The organism is Bowmanella yangjiangensis (genome assembly GCF_017255015.1).
Classification (GTDB): Bacteria; Pseudomonadota; Gammaproteobacteria; order Enterobacterales; family Alteromonadaceae; genus Bowmanella; species Bowmanella yangjiangensis.
Genome location: NZ_JAFKCS010000009.1, coordinates 931 through 21,138, shown reverse-complemented (window position 1 = coordinate 21,138; position 20,208 = coordinate 931). Strand labels below are relative to the sequence as shown.

Annotated in this window: 20 protein-coding genes; 10 read left to right on the top strand and 10 right to left on the bottom strand. The window is 49.1% G+C overall.

Features of this window, described 5'->3' with window-relative positions:
• The first annotated feature begins 52 nt into the window (after positions 1–52).
• Positions 53–979 (top strand): universal stress protein, encoded by a 927-nt coding sequence (locus J0A65_RS10740; protein WP_206594184.1) that lies wholly within the window; start codon positions 53–55, stop codon positions 977–979.
• Between the two features lie 32 nt (positions 980–1,011).
• Positions 1,012–1,230, top strand: a complete 219-nt coding sequence (locus J0A65_RS10735; RefSeq protein ID WP_206594183.1) for a universal stress protein — start codon at positions 1,012–1,014, stop codon at positions 1,228–1,230.
• A gap of 125 nt (positions 1,231–1,355) precedes the next feature.
• On the opposite strand, the gene acnA is transcribed toward J0A65_RS10735, so the two are convergent.
• The 4 genes from acnA to phoB all read right to left on the bottom strand — a co-directional run bounded on the left by acnA (position 1,356) and on the right by phoB (position 7,215).
• Positions 1,356–4,070 (bottom strand): aconitate hydratase AcnA, encoded by a 2,715-nt coding sequence (gene acnA, locus J0A65_RS10730; RefSeq protein WP_206594182.1) that lies wholly within the window; start codon positions 4,068–4,070, stop codon positions 1,356–1,358.
• Positions 4,071–4,238: 168 nt separating this feature from the next.
• A complete protein-coding gene (locus J0A65_RS10725) occupies positions 4,239–5,195 on the bottom strand; it encodes a PstS family phosphate ABC transporter substrate-binding protein (RefSeq protein ID WP_206594181.1) in 957 nt (318 codons plus the stop codon).
• Positions 5,176–6,501 carry a phosphate regulon sensor histidine kinase PhoR gene (gene phoR, locus J0A65_RS10720; protein WP_206594180.1) on the bottom strand — a complete coding sequence of 442 codons (1,326 nt, stop codon included), beginning with the start codon at positions 6,499–6,501 and terminating at the stop codon, positions 5,176–5,178. Before phoR ends, J0A65_RS10725 begins: the two co-directional genes overlap by 20 nt.
• Before the next feature lie 24 nt (positions 6,502–6,525).
• Positions 6,526–7,215 (bottom strand): phosphate regulon transcriptional regulator PhoB, encoded by a 690-nt coding sequence (gene phoB / locus J0A65_RS10715; protein WP_206594179.1) that lies wholly within the window; start codon positions 7,213–7,215, stop codon positions 6,526–6,528.
• A 314-nt stretch (positions 7,216–7,529) separates the two neighbouring features.
• Between phoB and J0A65_RS10710 the strand changes: the two genes are divergently transcribed.
• Entirely contained in the window at positions 7,530–9,263 is a 1,734-nt protein-coding gene (locus J0A65_RS10710; protein WP_206594178.1) for a sensor histidine kinase, read from the top strand.
• 73 nt (positions 9,264–9,336) lie between these two features.
• Positions 9,337–10,239, top strand: a complete 903-nt coding sequence (rdgC, locus tag J0A65_RS10705) for a recombination-associated protein RdgC (RefSeq protein ID WP_206594177.1) — start codon at positions 9,337–9,339, stop codon at positions 10,237–10,239.
• A gap of 35 nt (positions 10,240–10,274) precedes the next feature.
• Here rdgC and J0A65_RS10700 read toward each other — a convergent pair whose 3' ends face one another.
• Complete coding sequence (locus J0A65_RS10700; RefSeq protein ID WP_206594176.1) at positions 10,275–11,111, bottom strand: HDOD domain-containing protein; 837 nt, start codon at positions 11,109–11,111, stop codon at positions 10,275–10,277.
• Positions 11,112–11,344: 233 nt separating this feature from the next.
• Between J0A65_RS10700 and J0A65_RS10695 the strand changes: the two genes are divergently transcribed.
• Positions 11,345–13,021, top strand: a complete 1,677-nt coding sequence (locus tag J0A65_RS10695; RefSeq protein WP_206594175.1) for a dipeptidyl-peptidase 3 family protein — start codon at positions 11,345–11,347, stop codon at positions 13,019–13,021.
• 51 nt (positions 13,022–13,072) lie between these two features.
• Here J0A65_RS10695 and J0A65_RS10690 read toward each other — a convergent pair whose 3' ends face one another.
• Genes J0A65_RS10690 through folB form a run of 4 tightly spaced genes read right to left on the bottom strand, consistent with a single transcriptional unit; the run spans position 13,073 to position 15,103 of the window.
• A complete protein-coding gene (locus tag J0A65_RS10690) occupies positions 13,073–13,438 on the bottom strand; it encodes a histidine triad nucleotide-binding protein (RefSeq protein WP_206594174.1) in 366 nt (121 codons plus the stop codon).
• Between the two features lie 16 nt (positions 13,439–13,454).
• Complete coding sequence (locus tag J0A65_RS10685) at positions 13,455–14,255, bottom strand: undecaprenyl-diphosphate phosphatase (RefSeq protein WP_206594173.1); 801 nt, start codon at positions 14,253–14,255, stop codon at positions 13,455–13,457.
• Positions 14,252–14,749 carry a 2-amino-4-hydroxy-6-hydroxymethyldihydropteridine diphosphokinase gene (gene folK, locus J0A65_RS10680; protein WP_206594172.1) on the bottom strand — a complete coding sequence of 166 codons (498 nt, stop codon included), beginning with the start codon at positions 14,747–14,749 and terminating at the stop codon, positions 14,252–14,254. The genes J0A65_RS10685 and folK overlap by 4 nt, the downstream gene beginning before the upstream one ends.
• Positions 14,750–15,103, bottom strand: coding sequence for a dihydroneopterin aldolase (folB, locus tag J0A65_RS10675; RefSeq protein WP_206594171.1), 354 nt, complete (start codon positions 15,101–15,103; stop codon positions 14,750–14,752).
• 160 nt (positions 15,104–15,263) lie between these two features.
• Here folB and plsY point away from each other — a divergent pair, with 160 nt between their 5' ends.
• On the top strand, positions 15,264–15,866 hold the full coding sequence (plsY, locus tag J0A65_RS10670) for a glycerol-3-phosphate 1-O-acyltransferase PlsY (protein ID WP_206594170.1): 603 nt from the start codon (positions 15,264–15,266) through the stop codon (positions 15,864–15,866).
• Positions 15,867–15,933: 67 nt separating this feature from the next.
• On the opposite strand, the gene tsaD is transcribed toward plsY, so the two are convergent.
• Complete coding sequence (gene tsaD / locus J0A65_RS10665; RefSeq protein WP_206594312.1) at positions 15,934–16,947, bottom strand: tRNA (adenosine(37)-N6)-threonylcarbamoyltransferase complex transferase subunit TsaD; 1,014 nt, start codon at positions 16,945–16,947, stop codon at positions 15,934–15,936.
• Between the two features lie 232 nt (positions 16,948–17,179).
• Between tsaD and rpsU the strand changes: the two genes are divergently transcribed.
• From rpsU to J0A65_RS27335, 4 genes are all read left to right on the top strand, one after another.
• Positions 17,180–17,395: a 30S ribosomal protein S21 gene (gene rpsU / locus J0A65_RS10660; protein WP_062481949.1), complete on the top strand. Its 216-nt coding sequence runs from the start codon at positions 17,180–17,182 to the stop codon at positions 17,393–17,395.
• 57 nt (positions 17,396–17,452) lie between these two features.
• The gene (locus J0A65_RS10655; RefSeq protein ID WP_206594169.1) at positions 17,453–17,896 is read left to right on the top strand and encodes a GatB/YqeY domain-containing protein; all 444 of its coding nucleotides are present in this window, start codon (positions 17,453–17,455) and stop codon (positions 17,894–17,896) included.
• A 97-nt stretch (positions 17,897–17,993) separates the two neighbouring features.
• Positions 17,994–19,763 (top strand): DNA primase, encoded by a 1,770-nt coding sequence (gene dnaG / locus J0A65_RS10650; RefSeq protein ID WP_206594168.1) that lies wholly within the window; start codon positions 17,994–17,996, stop codon positions 19,761–19,763.
• Between the two features lie 129 nt (positions 19,764–19,892).
• A partial coding sequence (locus J0A65_RS27335) for an RNA polymerase sigma factor region1.1 domain-containing protein (protein WP_332874329.1) occupies positions 19,893–20,208 on the top strand: 316 nt, incomplete at its 3' end.

Here is a 20,208-nt window from a genome sequence, read left to right as displayed (position 1 = left end):
TGATGTTGTACAAGGAAAGCCGGGGGTTCCCCGCGCATACAGGATAAATATCATGCAACAACTTAAACATATACTGTTTCTAAGCAACCCCACCATTAACCAGGATGCCGCTATTCGCCAGGTCAAGCAACTGTGCGAAAGCAGTAACGCAAAGCTCACCCTGATGGATGTCGTCCCTGAGATTAATCCCATCTGGCAGAAGTATCAGGAAAGTCTGGGTGATATTGAAGGCCAAATCACCAAGCAAATGCGCAACGAGCTGGAAAGCCTGGAAGCGGACTTTCGCAAGCATGGTATTGACGTTGAAAGCCAGCTCACAGAAGGGCGAGCACATGAAGAAGTCATTGCTCGGGTAAAAGAGTCGGCAATAGACTTAGTGGTTGTCAATGCACACCATGGGCAAAGCCTCAAACAGGCATTTTTCGGCAGCACCGCGCTGCATCTAATCCGCAAGTGCCCATGCCCCGTGCTGGCTGTGCGCTCTGGCAATCGTCAGCCTCCCAGGCGAATTATGGCTGCCATTGATCTCAGCACGGATACCGGTTTTGAAACTAACCGACGCTCTATGAATCCGGATATCCTGCAGTCAGCGCAGTATCTGGGTGAACAATTGAATATGCAGTTGCATGTTGTACAAGCCTGGCAACTGGAAAACGAAGGTTATCTGCAACTGCGCGGTGGATTGGAAGACAACGTTATGGAAGCCATGATGAAGGATATGCGCGCCGAGTTTGTCAGCATCACTGATAACTACTGCAGCGAACATCTCTCGCAACCACTACCGCCAGGACAGCGTCATGTTGTACATGGGCATGCCGCCCATGTGATTGCGTCACAAAGCCAGATACATGAGATCGATTTACTGGTGATGGGGACGGTCAGCCGCCACGGCCTGAAAGGGCTTTTAATCGGCAATACTGCCGAAGAGATCCTGTCGGTTACCGACTGTTCAGTGCTGGTTCTAAAACCTGCACATTAGCAGGCTGTGCTGTGACAACTTGTACCGGTTTCATGGATAAAGTTCTATTGGAACATGAGCCTGCGACACCTGTTATAAAAGGCTTAGTGGATAAGTATGAGATTGATTTACTGATTATGGGCACCATAAGCCGTCAAGGTATTCTGGGCATGTTAATTGGCAACACCGCGGAAGAACTACTTCATCAGGCTGACTGTTCGGTATTGGCCCTTAAGCCTGAAGGTTTTGTCTGCCCCCTTGCGCTTGATTAGTGGCTGCGCCCACTCTACCTTGTTACGGGTCTGAATGGCCTGGATTTCGTAGCGATGGCCGAAAATTTGTCATTACGACTAAAGGTGCCGCCATCTGGCGGCACTGGCTTCCTGACAGATGAGGTCTACTTAACTGCCAGATTTCTCAGCACATAAGGCAGGATCCCGCCATGCAGGTAATACTGGAACTCGTTGGGGGTATCAATACGTACTTTGGCGACAAAGCTTTGCGATTGTCCATCCTTGCTGCGCACACTCACATTCACCTCTCGCGTATCAGGGCCAATCTCATCCACTGAGAAGTATTCCTCACCAGTCAGCCCCAAAGAGTCAGCACTTTGCCCCGGCATAAACTGCAAGGGTAAAATCCCCATCCCCACCAGGTTGGAACGGTGGATACGCTCATAACTTTGCGCAATTACCAGCTTAACCCCTAGTAACATCGGCCCTTTGGCTGCCCAGTCACGGGAAGAACCTGTGCCATATTCCTGGCCTGCCAGCACCATCAATGGCGTACCTGCGGTCTGATAAGCCATAGCTGCGTCGTAAATTGACATTTGCTTGTTGTCAGGAAAGTAGCAAGTGACACTGCCCTCGCTACCCGGTGCCAACTGGTTTTTTAACCTCACATTGGCAAAAGTACCGCGCATCATCACTTCGTGATTGCCGCGACGGGAACCATAAGAATTAAAGTCCACCGGCTTGATCCCCTGCGCTTGCAGGTATTTCCCAGCCGGGCTGTCGGGTTTGATGGAACCGGCCGGCGAAATATGATCGGTAGTAATACTGTCTCCTACCTTGACCAGGCACCTGGCGTCTTTAATGGTTTCGATGGCAGAGGGCTTATGGGTCAGCCCGGCAAAAAAAATGGGCTTACGTACATAGCTTGAATCCGGCCAGGCATAGCGATCGCTTTGGGGCACCGGCAAACTGCGCCAATTGGCATCGCCCTTAAATACATCCGCATACTTGCTTTTAAAGTTCTCTGCTTTGACATTGGCATGAATCGCCTGCTGGATCTCCTCACTGCTTGGCCAGATATCGGCCAGAAACACATCCCGCCCCTGGCGATCCTGACCTATGGGCTCTTTGAGCAAATCAATATTCATACTGCCGGCAATAGCATACGCCACGACCAGCGGTGGTGAGGCCAGATAATTGGCCTGCACATCTGGGTGAATACGGCCTTCGAAATTACGATTTCCCGATAACACAGAGCAAACCAGCAGCTTGGCCTGTTTGACCGCTTCACCAATTGGCTGTGGCAATGGTCCGGCATTGCCGATACAGGTAGTACAACCATACCCCACCAGATAAAAACCCAGAGCCTGTAAATCATCCAGCAACCCGGCCCGTTCAAGATAATCAGTGACCACCTGCGATCCCGGCGCCAGGCTGGTTTTCACCCAGGGTTTACTGTTAAGGCCTAATTCCCTGGCATGGCGGGCCAGTAACCCTGCAGCAATCAGCACCGCCGGGTTGGAGGTATTAGTACAGCTGGTGATAGCCGCTATCACCACATCGCCATGCTTAAGATCAAACTGCTGATCCTTGTAGCTAACCCTGGCCTGGCCTTGTTCAGCCAGCGACGACTGCCCCGAAGCGGCACCACCGCCCTCGGCGTCAAAGGTAGCAATACGCTGGGCCAGTTCCTCACTATGCTCGGCCATCATCGCAGTAAAAGCCGACTTAGCATTACCCAGGGCTAATCTGTCCTGAGGACGTTTGGGACCGGCTATAGAAGGCTCAAGACTGGATAAATCCAGTTCCAGTAAGTCTGAATACTCGGCTTCAGCGGCGTTTGCGTCATGCCATAACCCCATCGCCTGCATATAGGCTTTAATCAGTCCAATCTGATGCTCGCTGCGCCCGGTCAGGCGTAAATATGCCAAGGTCTCCTCGTCCACCGGAAACAATCCGCAGGTTGCCCCGTATTCAGGGGCCATATTGGCGATAGTTGCTCTGTCTGCCAGACTCAACTGGCTTAATCCCGGCCCAAAAAATTCGACAAACTTGCCCACCACGCCCAGTTTGCGCAACTGTTCTGTAACGGTCAGTACCAAATCTGTTGCGGTAATACCCTGGGGCATTTCACCGCTAAGTTTTACTCCGACCACCTGAGGGATCAGCATACTGACCGGCTGGCCCAACATAGCGGCTTCGGCTTCAATGCCCCCGACTCCCCAGCCAAGCACACCAAGACCATTGATCATGGTAGTGTGGGAGTCTGTACCCACCAATGTGTCGGGATACAGGGTATCATCCTGCGCAAACACCACTCTGGCCAGATATTCCAGATTAACCTGATGAACAATACCGGTGCCAGGCGGCACCACACGGAAATTATTAAACGCCTGCTGACCCCAGCGCAGAAACTGATAACGCTCCTTGTTGCGTTGCATCTCAATTTCAGTATTACGTACAAAGGCATCCTGGGTGCCATACTCGTCCACCATCACAGAGTGGTCGATAACCAATTCTACCGGCGAAAGTGGATTGATACGCGACGCATCTTGCCCCAGCTCCTGCATGGCATCACGCATGGCGGCAAGATCGACAATAGCCGGTACGCCTGTGAAATCCTGTAACAACACTCTGGCCGGTACAAACGCGATTTCTTTGTCTGGCTCCTGCTTTGGCTGCCAGTTTACCAGCGCCAGAATATCCTCATCGCTGACAAAATCCTGGTCAGCATGGCGTAACAGGTTTTCCAGCAGGATTTTCAGACTGAAAGGCAATCGGGATATTGAATGCTGCTCAGCCAGCATAGTGAAGGGATAGTAACGATACTCTTGGCCCTCAAATTCCAACCTGACGGCCTGGGCGTAGTGTGATGGCATACAGCCTCCTTTTCCATGTTTAGCACTACATTCTTTATGCTGTGGCGTTTATATTGATTTTTTCAAGGACGCCGGGGCTGTTTGTTTTTCTGATATTGACTTCGTCAGCACCAGGCGCGATATAAGACCAAGCTTAGAAGATGCCAAACAGATTGACAGGACAAAAGCTTACTCGATATCCACACTGATAAGGCGTAACTGCTGGCGGATTAGCGCGTCGGGAACCGGAATAAAGCCATCCCGACGGACTAAATCTTGTCCGGCTGGAGACAGGATAAAGCGGATAAACTCCCGCTCCAGTAATGGCAGTGGCTGATCAGGCGCTTTGTTCACCACCAGATACAAAAAACGCGATAGTGGGTAGTCCCCCGAGGCAATATTTTCCATACTCGGGGCAATATATTGCTTGCCTTCCCTGGCGATAGAAAGAGCCCGAACCCCAGCCGTTTTATAACCAAATCCGGCGTATCCCAATGCCCCATCAGAATAAGCAACAGACTGCACAACAGAGGCAGACCCCGGCTGTTCGTTGACCGTGGCCAGAAAATCGCCTTGGCAAAGCGCTTCAGCTTTAAACAAACCATAGGTTCCTGACACTGAATTTCGACCAAACAGACGAATTCTCTTATTCTGCCAACTTTCAGGTAACCCAAGTTGGTGCCAATAAGTGATAGGTTGTGCCGCACCACAATAACGGGTAACGGAGAATATGCCGTCGATCTCCTGTAAATTAAGTCCTTCCACCGGGTTGTGTAAATCGACAAACAGGGCAATGGCATCGATAGCCACCTTCAGAACTGTTGGCTGATATCCATGTAATTTGCTGAAATAGGCAATTTCACTTTCTTTTAATTCCCGACTCATTGGGCCGACATTGGCCGTACCTTCGGTAAGCGCAGCCGGTGCGGTGGAAGAACCTGATGCCTGGATCTGAAATGCCACATGTGGGTAATAGCGTTTAAATTCCTCTGCCCAGAAGGTCATCAGATTGCCCAGGGTATCTGACCCCACTGAGGTCACAGTACCCGATACACCAGGCTGTTTTTGGTAATCTTCTGCGCTGACTGACGGCATGCTAAAACTTGCCAGCAGCAGTAAAAAGGCACTAACTCTGGCTATTGGCATGACTGTTTACCACGGTAAGCTCGGTTGAAAAACGAAAAGAGAAGCAACTGCCCTTACCCACTTCACTGTCGATCTCCAGCTTAGAATTGTGATGGGTCAGAACGTGCTTCACTATGGCAAGACCCAAGCCTGAGCCACCGGTTTTGCGCGACCGCGCTTTATCCACCCGGTAAAATCGCTCGGTCAATCTGGTAAGATGCTTCTCGGCTATCCCCTCGCCATTGTCTTGTACATAAAACTCTGCGGTTTTGTCACGCAAACGCCAGCCCACAACAATCTTGCCTTTGGCTGGGGTATAGTGAATTGCGTTAAAAATCAGGTTGGAAAACGCACTGCGAAGCTCAGTTTCTATACCGAATACGCGCAACTGCGTATCGACAGAGAACTGAATATCGTGTCGTTTTTCCTGATTAAGTGCCGACGCTTCACTTTGAATAGCAGCCAAAATTTGCGGCACATCCACTATCTTCTCATACACCCTTTCAGCACTGGCCTCGATACGCGAAAGGATCAGCAACTGTTCAATCAAACTTTGCATTCGGCGGGTTTGTGAGGTCATTTCACCAAAGGCTTTATGCATAAATGCCGGAGGATAGGCCTGCGGGTCGGCATTAAACATTTCCAGATAACCATTGAGCACTGTCAGTGGTGTGCGAAGTTCGTGGGACACATTGGCCACAAAGTCCTTTCGCATTTCTTCAAGCTGGGTCACTCTGGTAACGTCCCGCGCTATTAACAGCAAATGCTTTTCACCGTAAGGCATCACGCGGTATTCAAGGATCTTGTCGATATTAGTGGGTGAAGTGACTTCGATTGGATAGTCGAAATTACCCTGATGGAAAAATTCAATAAACTGAGGATGGCGAATCAGGTTGTCAACCCGTCGCCCGGCATCCTCTGGCCAGCGTAATCCCAACTCAATTCGGGCAAGACGGTTACACCAGGCAATACAGGCATTGGCATCCACCACTACTGCCGCATCAGGCAAGGCTTCCGCCCCTTCCCTGAAACGTTTGACCAGAGCGCCAAGCTCTTTTCGCTTGTTACGGTTACGGCGCTGAAGATAATAAATACCTTCATACACGTGCTCCCATATCCCGGCAGTCTTGGGCGGCGTCATTTTTTTGCTGTGCCATAACCACCGATTCAGGCGGTAGAGGTTCCAGTAATGCTGCACCAGCAACAAGGTTGCCGCAGCAGCAATACAAATAGCCAGGTTATCCAGATAAACACCCACCACCACAGCAAGCAGAAAGTAAACAACTAATCGGCCAAGAATTTTCCACCAGGAGAAGGGATAATACATTGCGCCGGCGCGCCTCCTTACATGCTAAACTTTTGCCGAGAAGCGATATCCTGCGCCCCTCACGGTTTGGATCATAGCATCATGATTATGTTTGGATATCGCCTTACGTAAACGGCGAATATGCACGTCAACTGTGCGGTCTTCCACATACACATTGGTGCCCCACACATTGTCCAGCAGTTGTTCACGGCTGTATACCCTTTCACTGTGGGTCATGAAGAAGTGCAACAGTTTAAATTCTGTTGGACCCATATCCAGCGGCTCTTCCTTAGCAGTAACGCGGTGCGAGATGGGATCCAGTATCAATCCATTAAACTCTATAGGTTCATCACCTGAGGTAGGCGTGACCCTGCGGATAACGGCTTTCATGCGAGCAACCAATTCTTTAGGCGAAAAGGGCTTAGTCACATAGTCGTCTGCACCAGCATCCAACCCTCGCACTTTATCGTCTTCCTCACCTCGAGCAGTCAGCATAATAATAGGGATTTCACGGGTATGTTCGTGTTGCTTTAACTTTTTGGCCAACTGCACCCCACTGCCTCCTGGCAGCATCCAATCCAGCAAAATCAGATCTGGATAGGGCTCTTTGACCATTTCCAACGCCACATCGTAATCTTCCGCTTCAATGGTCTCAAAGCCGGATTGCTCCAGCACAAATTTGACCATCTCACGAATGGGCGATTCGTCTTCCACCAGCAAGACTCTTTTTGACATGGTTTTAACCTTCTTCATGAAAACGCCCGCAATTATTGGTTGATTCTGTGACAGTTTTATTAAAGCTGATTGACAGCCTGACGCTACCACCCTTGTTTAACTCTTCGAATCATAATTTTTGCAGCTCGCAAAAGCCAGCCCAGTGCGATTCAGATGGTGCATATACAGGCAATGCATACACCCAATACTGGCAACATGTTCCTTTATGACTAATTGAGCTTTCCTTGTTATGCCTTTCTAAACGCTTGTCTAATATCAACTTTACGCATATTCTTGGTCTAACTGGGATGGATTGATGAAGCGGACTAAATTCAATGTCGAAGGTTAAAACAGGACTATCAAAGAAGCTGTTAACCCGCGTACTCTCCGTCTATTTTATTCTTACCCTGATTGTTACCCTCGGCCAAATTTTCACTGAATACCTCAATGCCAAGAATCATATTGAGAGTGAACTTCAGACCCTAAAAAACACCTTCAGCACCAGCCTAACCCGCGCTATTTGGGAGTTGAACACACCTCAGGCGGTCTCCATTGCCGAAGGTTTGATGGAACTTCCCATCGTCGACGGTGTACAAATTCGTGATGAGAATGCCAACTATATTGCAGATTTAGGCCGCACCAATAAGCAACCCATGGATCCTGTGACAACCGGCATTATGCGTGACCATGCAGGCGGTACTTTCGGTTACAGCTTTCCGTTGATCTTCGAGTTTTCCGGGCGGACCTCACAGGTTGGCGATGTCACCCTGTATTCCAGTTTTGAGATTATCTTTGGTCGTATTGAAGTCGGCATTTTCTTTCTGATCGGCAATGCCTTTATTAAAACTGCCTTTCTGATCTTTTTGTTCCTAAACGCCTTTCGACGCATGCTTACCGACCCATTGTCAGAACTGACGGAACAAATCAGCAAATTTGATATTAACCGATTGGAGCAGTCCAAACTGCATGCCCGTCTCAGTGAAGAGAACGAACTGAAAGTATTGCAAGATGCTTACAACCAACTGGTAGATGACCTAATTCGTTTTCAGGACAAGCTTAACCACACTCAGGATGAGCTACGCACCGCCAACCTCAAATTGGATGAACACAATCTGTCTCTGGAACAGGAAGTGGCCCGTAAGACCGCGTCCTTAAGTAAGATAATGCTGGATTTGGAGCAGCAAAAAGACGAATTAATGGCCAATCAGCGCGAGCTGAAACTTGAAAACGAGAACCGTCGAAAGGTTGAGGAAGAGCTGCTGAAGAAAAACGCTGAGCTGGCTGAATCCATGAAAACCCTGCAAATGGCCAAAGATCAGTTGGTGGAATCTGAGCGCATGGCGTCACTTGGTGGTCTGGTCGCCGGTATAGCCCATGATGTAAACACGCCGCTGGGCGTGGGTGTTACAGCGGCTAGCTTCCTGCAAGAGCGACTGAAAGGATTACAACAGGCCTTCGATGAAAAAAGCCTGACCGCTAAAACCATGGCGACCTTCCTCAACGAAGGGCAGCAAACAGCGACCTTGCTGCTGACTAACCTAAATCGTGCCTCTGAATTAATTGCCAGCTTCAAGCAGGTTGCCGTTGACCAAACCAGTGAGGCGGAGCGAGATTTCGACTTGGGTGAATACCTGCAAGAAATTATTCAATCGCTGGCACCAAACTTAAAGAAGACCCAGCACAAGATAGAGGTAGAATGCCCAGACAATTTGCAGGTACGTTGTGCCCCTGGGGTGATTGCCCAAATATTTACCAACATGATTATGAACTCGCTGATCCATGGGTTTGAAAACAAAAAGGCGGGGACCATAAAAATCCGGGTTAGCAGTCAGGATGAGCAGGTCAGAATTGAATATCAAGACGATGGCAAAGGCTTATCACCGCAACTGCTGAACAAACTGTTTGAAGCTTTCTTTACCACCCGCCGTGGTCGTGGTGGCAGCGGCTTGGGCACGCACATCATGTATAACCTGGTTACTCAGGCCCTGCATGGTCAAATTGAAGCCCAATCAGAGGAAGGCCGCGGATTACGTTACGATATTCACTTCCCACTCAGACGAGACGCCTAAGCGGCTATTGGTCACTGACATCTTTACTAAAGCCTGATACCCTGCGCCCTTTCAAATGTAGTGGAACGGGTCCATGTGGTTTAAAAATCTTAAAATCTATTCACTTACCCAGTCTTTGGATATCAACCCGGAAGACTTGCATGATCAATTAAGTCAGGCGGCATTTCGTCCCTGTGGCAATCAGGATATTGCCAGCATGGGCTGGACTTCCCCCCTGAAGCAAGGTGCCAGCCTGGTACAGGCTGCAGATGGCAGAATATTACTTTGCCTGAAAAAGCAGGAACGTATCCTGCCAGGCGCAGTCGTTGCTGCTGAGCTTGAAGAGCGCGTAGAAAAAATTGAACGCGATACAGGCGCCCCGGTTGGTAAGAAAGCCAAGCAGGAACTCAAGCAAGAGATTACCCACCAACTGCTGCCAAAAGCCTTTACCCGGGACAGCTACACTTTCGGTTTTATCTCGGCTAAGGACAATCTGGTGGTAGTTGATGCTTCTGCAGATGGCAAAGCCGAAGTCTTTCTGGCGCATTTGCGCAAAACCATGGGTTCCTTGCCAGTTGTACCATTGTGCCGACGCAGCTTGTCTCCAGACTTAACCAACTGGTTAAAGGGTGAAGCCATGCCTACCGGCTTTTCACTGCTGGAAGAAGCCGAACTGAAGTCACCGAATGAAGACGGTGCGATCATTCGTTGTAAAAACCAACCATTGGATGCAGAAGAGATCCAACTGCATTTACAAAGCGGTAAACTCGTGCAAAAAATTGCACTAGAGTGGGATGAGCGTATGACCGCATTGCTGCAGGAAGATCTGACAGTTAAACGCGTTAAGTTCAGTGACGTGCTGCGCGAACAGAACGAAGATATTCCTAAAGATCAGCAATTGGCCAGATTAGACGCAGACTTTTGCCTGATGTCAGCAGAAGTTGTTAAATTAGTGGAAGTACTCGACCAGGCGTTTGGCCTGGCCGAGCAAAACTAATATTAGCGGGGCTGAAGCGCCCAGCTTCAGCCCTTTTATTGGAAAATCATCCTGGCATTATCACGCATGGTCTTAAATTCATCTCCGTCCAAAGCAGAGAGATCCTCAAATAGGCCTTTTTGCTGCGTAATGTTCATCACACCATCTTTTTGACTGCCCATCAGGCCGCTAAGTGCAGCCCCCAAACGGACAAAGTCCAGATAAGTAAGAGACTCAGGCATGTAACTCAAATTCCGCCAGTTCTCTGCCACCTCAACCAGCTCATCATGGAACCCCCATTCCCTTAGGATCACACCGCCAATACGTCCCGACAACTTCTGCACAGCCACAGATAGAAAGGTAGGATTGGCAAAGACGTCATCATGGCGTTCCGCTTCCGTAAAAATGGGCAACACACCGATATTGTGTACCAATGCGGCCAAAGTCATGATGTCCAGATTCAAACGCTTCTGCTTGGTTTTCTCGGTATGTAACTGCAACGCGGCCATGGCATTGGCCACCACTTCTATGGTTTGCTGCCACACCTGATTAATGTGCTCATGCACAATTTGATTTTTTGACACGAACAATTGTTCCATCGCCAGCGCAGTAGCAATGTTTTTAACTTGTCTTAATCCAATACGGGTAACCGCTTGATGAATAGTTTCAACTTTGACAGTCCTACCCATGTAGGCACTGTTGGAAATTTTGATAATTCGCGCGCTAAGTGCCGGATCCTGTCCGATAACATCAGCCATTTTATTCAAGTTGACGTCAGGATCATCAGCGGTACGACGTACCTTGAGTGCAATCGCCGGCAAGGTAGGCAGCACTAAAGTATCATTATTAATTTTCTCAACCAGTATGGTGAGCAAGGCGTTTTCTGTGGACATATTCCAACCTTATAAAGCGGTGGTTTTTAGGCAAGAGATTAACCATAGAGAATATACGGGGTTCTCCAAAGGTCGCCTTAAGTATCATCTAATTTATGGAAAAGTAAAAGGAATGTACCTGAAAAGCCCAGTATTGTAAGGGCATGTGCAGCATGACCGAGATGCAGTACTATATTGGACGCAATAGTGTTTCACCTCCCCCAATATTTAAAATAGAAAGCGACAGGAATACCATGAAACTCTCAAAACTAACCTTATCTCTAGCCATGGCATCAGGTGTACTGCTTGGCTGTTCTCAACCGGCACAACAACAAGTCACAGAGCAAGTCCCTGCCATTGCAAAGGGGCCGATATTAAAGCAGGGACTGGAATCCAGACTGGATATTTATTATCCGGTTGACCTCACCAGTGACATTTCCCACCTGTCTGCTCGTCAAAAGCAGATGTTAGGGCTGTTGATTGACGCAGCCGAGATCATGGACGACTTGTTCTGGAAGCAAGCCTTCGGTGGCGATAAAGACAGCTTTCTTGCCGCCATAGAGAATACCAAGGTACGTAAGTTTGCCGACATCAATTATGGTCCCTGGGACAGATTAGATGGTGACAAGGCATTTTTAACTGACGTCAACGAAAAGCCGCTGGGCGCACAGTTTTACCCTGAAGATATGACAAAGGCCGAGTTTGAAGCGGCGGAATTTGCCGACAAGCAAGGCCTGTATTCGGTGGTGGTGCGCGATGCCCAGGGCAAACTGAGTTCGGTCCCTTACTCAAAATACTATCAGGCTGAGTTAACTGCAGCAGCGGACTTGCTGCGTAAAGCCTCAGCGCTGGCAGACAATACGGAATTTGCCCAGTATCTGACAATGCGCGCGGATGCCTTGCTCAGCGACGATTACCAGCCCTCGGACATGGCCTGGATGGACATGAAAACCAATCCCATTGAGTTGGTTTTAGGCCCAATTGAAACCTATGAGGATCAACTCTACGGCTATCGTGCGGCCTTTGAAGCATATGTGCTAATCAAAGACTTGGCTTGGAGCGAGAAGCTGGCCAAATACGCAGCGTTTTTGCCTGAGTTACAAAAAGGTTTACCGGTAGAGGATGCCTACAAACAGGAAATGCCAGGCTCAGATGCTGATCTTAACGCCTACGATGTGATTTACTACGCCGGACACTCCAATGCGGGCAGTAAAACCATTGCCATCAACTTACCCAACGATGAACAGGTACAGTTAGAAAAAGGTACCCGTCGTTTGCAGTTGAAAAACGCCATGCAAGCCAAATTCGACAACATCCTGGTTCCTATTGCCGACCAGTTAATAGTGCCTGAACAGCGCAAACACATCACCTTTGATGCCTTCTTTGCCAATACCATGTTCCACGAAGTAGCGCATGGACTGGGTATCAAAAACACCTTGGATGGCAACGGCACTGTCCGTCAGGCTTTAAAGGAACACGCCTCAGCGCTGGAAGAAGGCAAGGCCGATATTCTTGGCCTGTATATGGTTCAGCAACTGCTTGAAAAGGGCGAAATCACTGAAGGCACCCTGGAAGACTACTATGTTACGTTTATGGCTGGCATCTTCCGCAGTGTCCGTTTTGGCGCCTCCAGCGCTCATGGCAAGGCCAATATGATCCGCTTTAACTTCTTTGCTGAGCACGGCGCCTTTGCCCGTGACGAGCAAGGCTTATATAAGGTGGACATGGCCAAGATGGCTCAGGCCATTGATGCCCTTTCTAACCGAATCCTGACTCTGCAAGGCGATGGAGATTATGCTGGGGTCAATGCTTTGGTGGCTGACAAAGGCATAATTAAGCCGCAGTTAGCAGAAGACCTTGCGCGTCTGACCCGCGCAAACATTCCAGTGGATATTACCTTTAAGCAAGGTAAAGAGGTTCTGGGTCTTTAATCACTGGATGGAGCGTGCTAAGAGACCGTCTGGTCTCTTAGCATCTTAGCCTTACGCCGTTTTCAACTTATCCTGATAAGGTGGCCACCCTAAGGGCTTGCCAGCCAATACGTGCAAATGCAGGTGATAAACTGTCTGTCCACCGTGTGGATTGCAGTTCATTACTGCGCGATAACCGTCCTCAGCGAAGCCCATTTCGCTAGCCAGCGTGCCGGCAACCAGGTACAAATGGCCAATCAACTCACGATCTTCAGACTCTATGTCGTTAATCGTGGCAATCGGCTTTTTGGGAATCACCAGAAAATGCACCGGTGCCTGGGGATTAATGTCCTTAAAGGCTAGAGACAACTCATCCTCGTATATAATCTCGGCTGGAATTTCACGATTAATGATCTTGGTAAATAAGGTGTCAGACATAGTAGCGCCCCGGCAATTAACTAAACACGAAAACTAACAATACCACACCCAATATCAGGCGATAGATAACAAAGGGCAACATGCCAATGCGGGAAATCCAGGTCAGGAATAACTTAATGCACAGATAGGCACTGACAAAAGAAAACAGTGCGCCATACAGCATGGCCTGCCAATCAACAGGGTGCTCACTGGCGGCTAAATCCAGTGATACCAAAAGGCCAGCGCCCAAAATAGTGGGAATAGACAGTAAAAACGAAAATCGTGCTGCACTTTCCCTATCCAGGCCAGCCATCAGACCAGCGGTCATCGTAATACCAGACCGTGAAGTACCAGGAATAATTGCCAGCGCCTGAGCAAAACCGACAAACAAGGCGCTTTTCCAGCTAAGCTGAAAAATATTCTTGTGTTGTTTGGCTTTGGCATCGGCATACCAAAGCAGTAAGCCGAAGATTATGGTGGTTACCGCAATGACCAGTGCGGAACGTGAGTACACTTCGATAGCAGATTTAAACGCAAAACCCAAAATGACAGCCGGAATTGTGGCGACTATAACCCACCAGGCTAAACGGCTATGTTCGCTGTGCTGCCCTTTGAACACCGACGTCAACCAGGCATTGATCAATCGCAGTATATCTTCCCGAAAATACAATACCACCGCCAACAAACTGCCGACATGCACGGCAACATCAAAAGCTAAGCCCTGGTTATCCCAGCCGAACAACGCCGAGGGCAAAATCAGATGGCCTGAACTTGAAATAGGTAAAAATTCGGTAATGCCCTGGATTAGGGCCAGTACGATAATTTCAATTAGCGTCATAGTGAGGGTTTCCAGTTAAAATCGACTTTCCATAGCTTCTGGCTGTCCTTGTTATAGTCCTGCCACAGTTGCTCATAGGAGATTTGTGTTACCGGGTGCAATTTTTTCGGCACCAGCTCAGCCAAGGGCCACAACACGAAGGCATTGTACAAGACCTCTGCGCGCGGCAATTCTACCGGATTGCTCAGCACAAGATCATCATAAAGTAGTAAATCCAGGTCCAGCGTGCGGGGGGCAAACTTCTTGTCACCCTGCAGCCGGCCGTTTTGCCGTTCAATGGCTTTGAGATGATTCACAACCTCTTCCACCGATAACTGGGTATAGGCACAGATCACCATATTGAAGAAAGCACTACCAGCAAAGCCAACCGCCTCACTTTCATATAAGCTGGATAGCTGCAAATCACCAAAGGTATGATGCAAAGCATCCAATCCTGAGTAGGTATGCTTTTCACGTTCGACATTGCTACCCAGGCTAATAAAAATCTGCGCCATCTAGGGACGACCCCGGGTTAGCTGCACAGCCACATTCTGGGCATTGGCTAAAATATCGGGTTTACTCAGTTTTAATGTGGCTTCCTGCACGTCAAACTCAGCAAACAAAGCGTCCAACATGGCAGATGCCAGGGCTTCCAGTAATTCGAAACTGCTTTTTTCTGCTACACGCTCCAGGCTTTCAGCCACCAGGGCATAATCTATGGTGTCTGTGACATTATCGGTTTGCGCAGCACGACTGAGATCACAGTGCATACATAAATCAACCAGTAATGGCCGGGGGGCTGTACGCTCCCAATCGTAAACACCAATTAACGATTCCAGGCGCAGCCCTTCAATATAAATTTTGTCCATAACACGTCAGGCCAGTAGAAATGGTGAGATAACTGCCTATTTCGGGTAATCTACCCAAAGTACGGAGCAAACGCTTGCCTATACAGGGCGGGCATCTAACCGCCAGAACAGGGCACGTTGCATTGGCGGGCAAGTTTACACAAGGGATCACACAAAGCAAATGACAGCATTAACCTTACTTATGATAGCGGCCGCCTACCTGGCAGGCTCAATTTCCAGTGCGGTGCTGATTTGCAAGGTGTTCGGTCTGCCTGACCCCAGAACAAAAGGTTCCGGCAATCCAGGCACCACCAACGTGTACCGAATAGGTGGGCGTTTTCCGGCCTTGTTAACCTTACTTTGTGATGTACTTAAAGGCACCATTCCAGTCTGGGGCAGCTATTTTCTTGGCATCGAGCCCCTGTATTTGGGATTTATTGCCATTGCTGCCTGTCTGGGACACATCTATCCCCTGTTTTTTGGTTTTAACGGTGGCAAAGCTGTTGCTACCGCCTTGGGCACCATGTTGCCGATCGGGTTGGACCTATCCGGCTTACTAATCGCTACCTGGATTGCCACTGTCTTCATTACAGGTTATTCCTCCCTGGCAGCTTTGATTACTGTCGGGTTGGCACCAGTTTTTACCTGGTTTATAAAACCTCAATACAGTATTCCTGTGACTATGCTGTCAATTCTGATTATCGCCCGCCATCGCAGCAATATTGTGCGTTTGTTTAAGGGCGAAGAAGGGCGAATTTGGGATAAGGGAAAAACCCTGGAATAACACTCAGGTAGTTAGCTGACGCAACTTTCAATTGCGCCAGCAACAGCAAAGTAAAAGAAAGGATTTATCAAACTGGCGGCAATGATTCCAGCGGCCAGCGGGGCTTGGCCTTGGCGTTCAACTCTTCATGTTGGCCTGCTTTTAATCTTTGCATCCCAGCATAGGCAATCATGGCACCGTTATCCGTGCAAAATTCCAGACGGGGGTAATACACCTCGCCTTTATTCTTCTGCATCATAGTTTGCAGCGCTTCACGAAGAGATTTATTGGCACTCACTCCGCCAGCAATCACCAGGCGGTTAAGCCCCGTCTGTTCCAGGGCCCGGCGACACTTAATCACTAAAGTTTCCACTACCGCGGTTTGGAACGCACGGGCGATATCTGCCTTGGTTTGCTGATCATCCCCCTGATCACGGATAGTGTTGGCAGCAAAGGTTTTTAGACCGCTAAAACTAAAGTCCAACCCTGGCCTGTCTGTCATCGGGCGCGGAAATACAAAACGACCAGGCACACCGCCCTCAGCAAGCTTTGCCAGTAAAGGGCCGCCCGGATAATCCAGCCCCAGTAACTTTGCCGTCTTGTCGAAAGCTTCACCGGCCGCATCATCCAGCGATTCGCCAAGCATTTCATAGCGACCTATGCCGTCCACCCGCACTAACATGGTGTGACCGCCAGACACCAACAGGGCCACAAAGGGAAATTCGGGAGAGGGATCATCCAGCATGGGGGCCAGCAAATGGCCTTCCATATGGTGAACACCCACTGCGGGAATATTCCAGGCATAGGCCAAACTGCGGCCAACAGAGGAGCCAACCAGTAAAGCGCCAGCCAAGCCGGGTCCTTGGGTAAAGGCCACACCGTCAAGTTGTTCGGCCGTGGTATCGGCATCCACTAAGGCTTTTTTAATCAGCGGAATGATTTTGCGAACATGATCCCTGGATGCCAGTTCAGGTACCACACCACCATAATCGGCATGAAGTTTTACCTGGCTGTAAAGTTCATGGGACAATAAGCCCAGTTTGTCATCATAGATGGCAATGCCAGTCTCGTCACAAGAGGTCTCGATACCCAGGATCCGCATACTCTTCACTTTATCTGCTATTATGGCGGCGGATTTTACCTTGTCGGGGCAGAATTCTCCATGGCAGTGTGGTTTGTATATGGGTATAAGCAATGTTCGCCCTATTTTATAATTAAAACTTCCCCCGGCCTTTACTTTCGTCTCGGATATGATTAAAATTCCGCACCATTTTTAACCATGCCGGTTATAATTCGAGCTGGTAACAAGCACTTATTTTTGAGGTGAGATTTTAATGCCGATTGTTAAAGTTAAAGAAAACGAGCCGTTTGATGTAGCTCTGCGCCGTTTCAAGCGTTCTTGTGAAAAGGCTGGAGTTCTGTCTGAGGTTCGTCGTCGTGAGTTCTTTGAAAAGCCAACTTGGGAACGCAAGCGCAAAAAAGCAGCTGCTAAAAAGCGTCACCTGAAAAAGCTGGCTCGCGAGAACGCACGCCGTATCAAGCTTTACTAAGATCTCCCCCAAAAAGGCGCGCTAAGCGCCTTTTTAATTTGCATAACGAGTAAGTCCATGAGTCTGATTGAACGCCTGAAAGAAGCCCAAAAAGACGCCATGCGTGCCAAAGATAAAATACGTCTGGGCACCATTCGTATGGCGCTTGCCGAGGTTAAGCAAAAAGAAGTCGACACCCGCGAAGCGGTATCCGAATCTGATGCCATCGCAATCCTGACTAAAATGCTCAAGCAGCGCAAAGATGCCCACGCACAATTTGAAGCAGCCGGGCGCCAGGATTTGGCCGACCAGGAAGCTGCGGAAATGGTCGTGTTGCAGGATTTTTTGCCTCAGGCCCTGACCGAAACGGAACTAGAAGCACTTATCGGCCAAGCGATGCAAGAAACCGGCGCGGCTGGTATGCAGGATATGGGTAAAGTGATGGCCTGGCTGAAACCTCAGGTTCAAGGTCGCACTGACATGGGACAGCTAAGCGGCAAAATTAAAGCTAAGCTCGGCTAAAGTTTTCCCATCTGATTATCAGGGTCAGTGAATTGTCACTGACCCTTTTTTATCTTTGTGGCATCATCCTTTTCTTAATAAGTGAATATCGGCAGTTATGGCAGGACTGATCCCGCGCGACTTCATTGATGACCTTCTGGCACGTACCGATATTGTCGAGTTGGTAGACAGCCGTGTGCGTCTGAAAAAAGCCGGTCGAAACTATCAGGCCTGTTGCCCCTTTCATAACGAAAAGAGTCCCTCTTTTACTGTCAGTCAGGACAAGCAGTTTTATCATTGCTTTGGCTGTGGCGCCCATGGCAACGCCATTTCATTCCTGATGGAATATGACAGGCTGGAATTCCCCGAGGCCATTGAAGAACTGGCTCGCTATCAAGGTGTAGAAGTGCCCCGAGAGCAGGGCAATTCTCCCCAGCAAAGCAAAGAAAAACGCCAACAGCAGGAAAATGACTATGAACTGATGGAGAAGGTCGCACGCTTTTTTGTCCATCAGCTCAAGCATCATAGCAACGGCTCACAAGCCATTGATTATCTCAAGCAGCGCGGCTTGTCCGGAGATATCGTCAAGCAATTTAATATAGGCTACGCCCCGTCTGACTGGGATGCTGCGCTGAAAACCTTTGGCCGCACGCCAGCTTTGCAGCAACAGCTGCTCGATTTAAAAGTGATCAGTGAAAACGAGCAGCGTCGCCGCTTCGACTTTTTCCGTGACCGGATTATGTTTCCGATCCGCGACCGTCGAGGCCGGGTGGTAGGCTTTGGTGGCAGAGTCATGGGCGATGGCGGCCCGAAGTACCTGAACAGCCCGGAGACCCGAATTTTCCACAAAGGCCATGAACTCTATGGTTTTTATCAGGCCAGGCAAGCTAACCGCAAACTTGAACGCTTGATGATCGTTGAGGGCTATATGGATGTGGTTGCTCTCGCGCAGTTTGGTATTGACTATGCAGTCGCCTCTTTGGGTACGGCAACGACTGCCGAGCATATTCAATTGCTATTCCGCGCCGCTCCCCAGCTAGTCTGCTGTTACGATGGTGACCGCGCCGGACGCGATGCAGCCTGGCGGGCACTGGAAAACGCCCTCCCCTATCTGAAAGATGGGGTGGAAATGAAGTTTCTGTTTCTTCCTGATGGGGAAGATCCAGATACTCTGGTACGCAAATTGGGCAAAGAGGCTTTTGAGCAACAGTTGGAATCGGCGGTTCCATTGTCCAAATTTTTCTTTGACAGTTTGATGAGCCGCCATCACACAAAAAGCAATGAAGGTAAGGCAGCGTTAAAGGCTGAGGCCATGCCGCTACTGGCCAGTATTCCAGAGTGTACACAGAAAAAGATGCTGGAAGACCAGCTTAACGAATACACACTGGAAGATAAGAACCTGCGTCTAAAACGTGAAATTGAAGAAGCGTTTCAACGTCACAAACCCAGACAAGTGGACAATCAGTTGCTGTCCAAACACAGTTGGACACCGATTAGATTACTGTTGAGGCTTCTGCTAGAAGAACCCTCTCTGGCAGCAAAATATCCTGAATTAGCTCCCTCAGCCTTGGGTAAAGTGCCTATCAGTGGCTTGGATGTACTTCAACAGGTGCATGAAGATTGTCTGGCCAACCCACATTACAAAACGCCGCATTTGCTGGAGCGTTTCCGCGGGCACAAAATCCAGGAAAGTTTGTCTAAACTAATGACGATGGATTTACCTGTGGACGATAGTAATCCATTAGAAGACCTGTACCGGGACGGTTTTGATCGCTTGATCAATTTATATTTGCAAACGCGCTGCGATGAACTATTGGCAAAAGCGCGACTCGGCACTATATCCATGGAAGAGAAGCGTGAACTTAACAACCTGATGCGCGACCTGTAAAAACAAGGCACAAATTCCTGTTACACAGAGAATGGGGCTAGCGGCAGAAAGGTGATTTCTGCTATACTGCGTAATTCTCTGCGCGTCGGTTCAGAACAGATTTAACTCTATTTGAGAAGTGGAAGGTATATGGCGTCGAATAAGCAGTCTCAGATTAAACTCCTCATCGCAAAAGGTAAAGAGCAAGGTTATTTAACCTTTGCTGAAGTCAATGACCACCTCCCACAGGATATCGTCGATTCTGATCAGATAGAAGACATTATCCGCATGATCAACGACATGGGGATCCAGGTATTTGAATCAGCACCGGATTCCGATGAGTTGTTAATGCAAGAGACCACGGCCGACGAAGATGCTGCAGAAGCTGCAGCTCAGGCGTTGGCAACGGTTGAGAGCGAAATCGGCCGTACTACCGACCCGGTGCGCATGTATATGCGTGAGATGG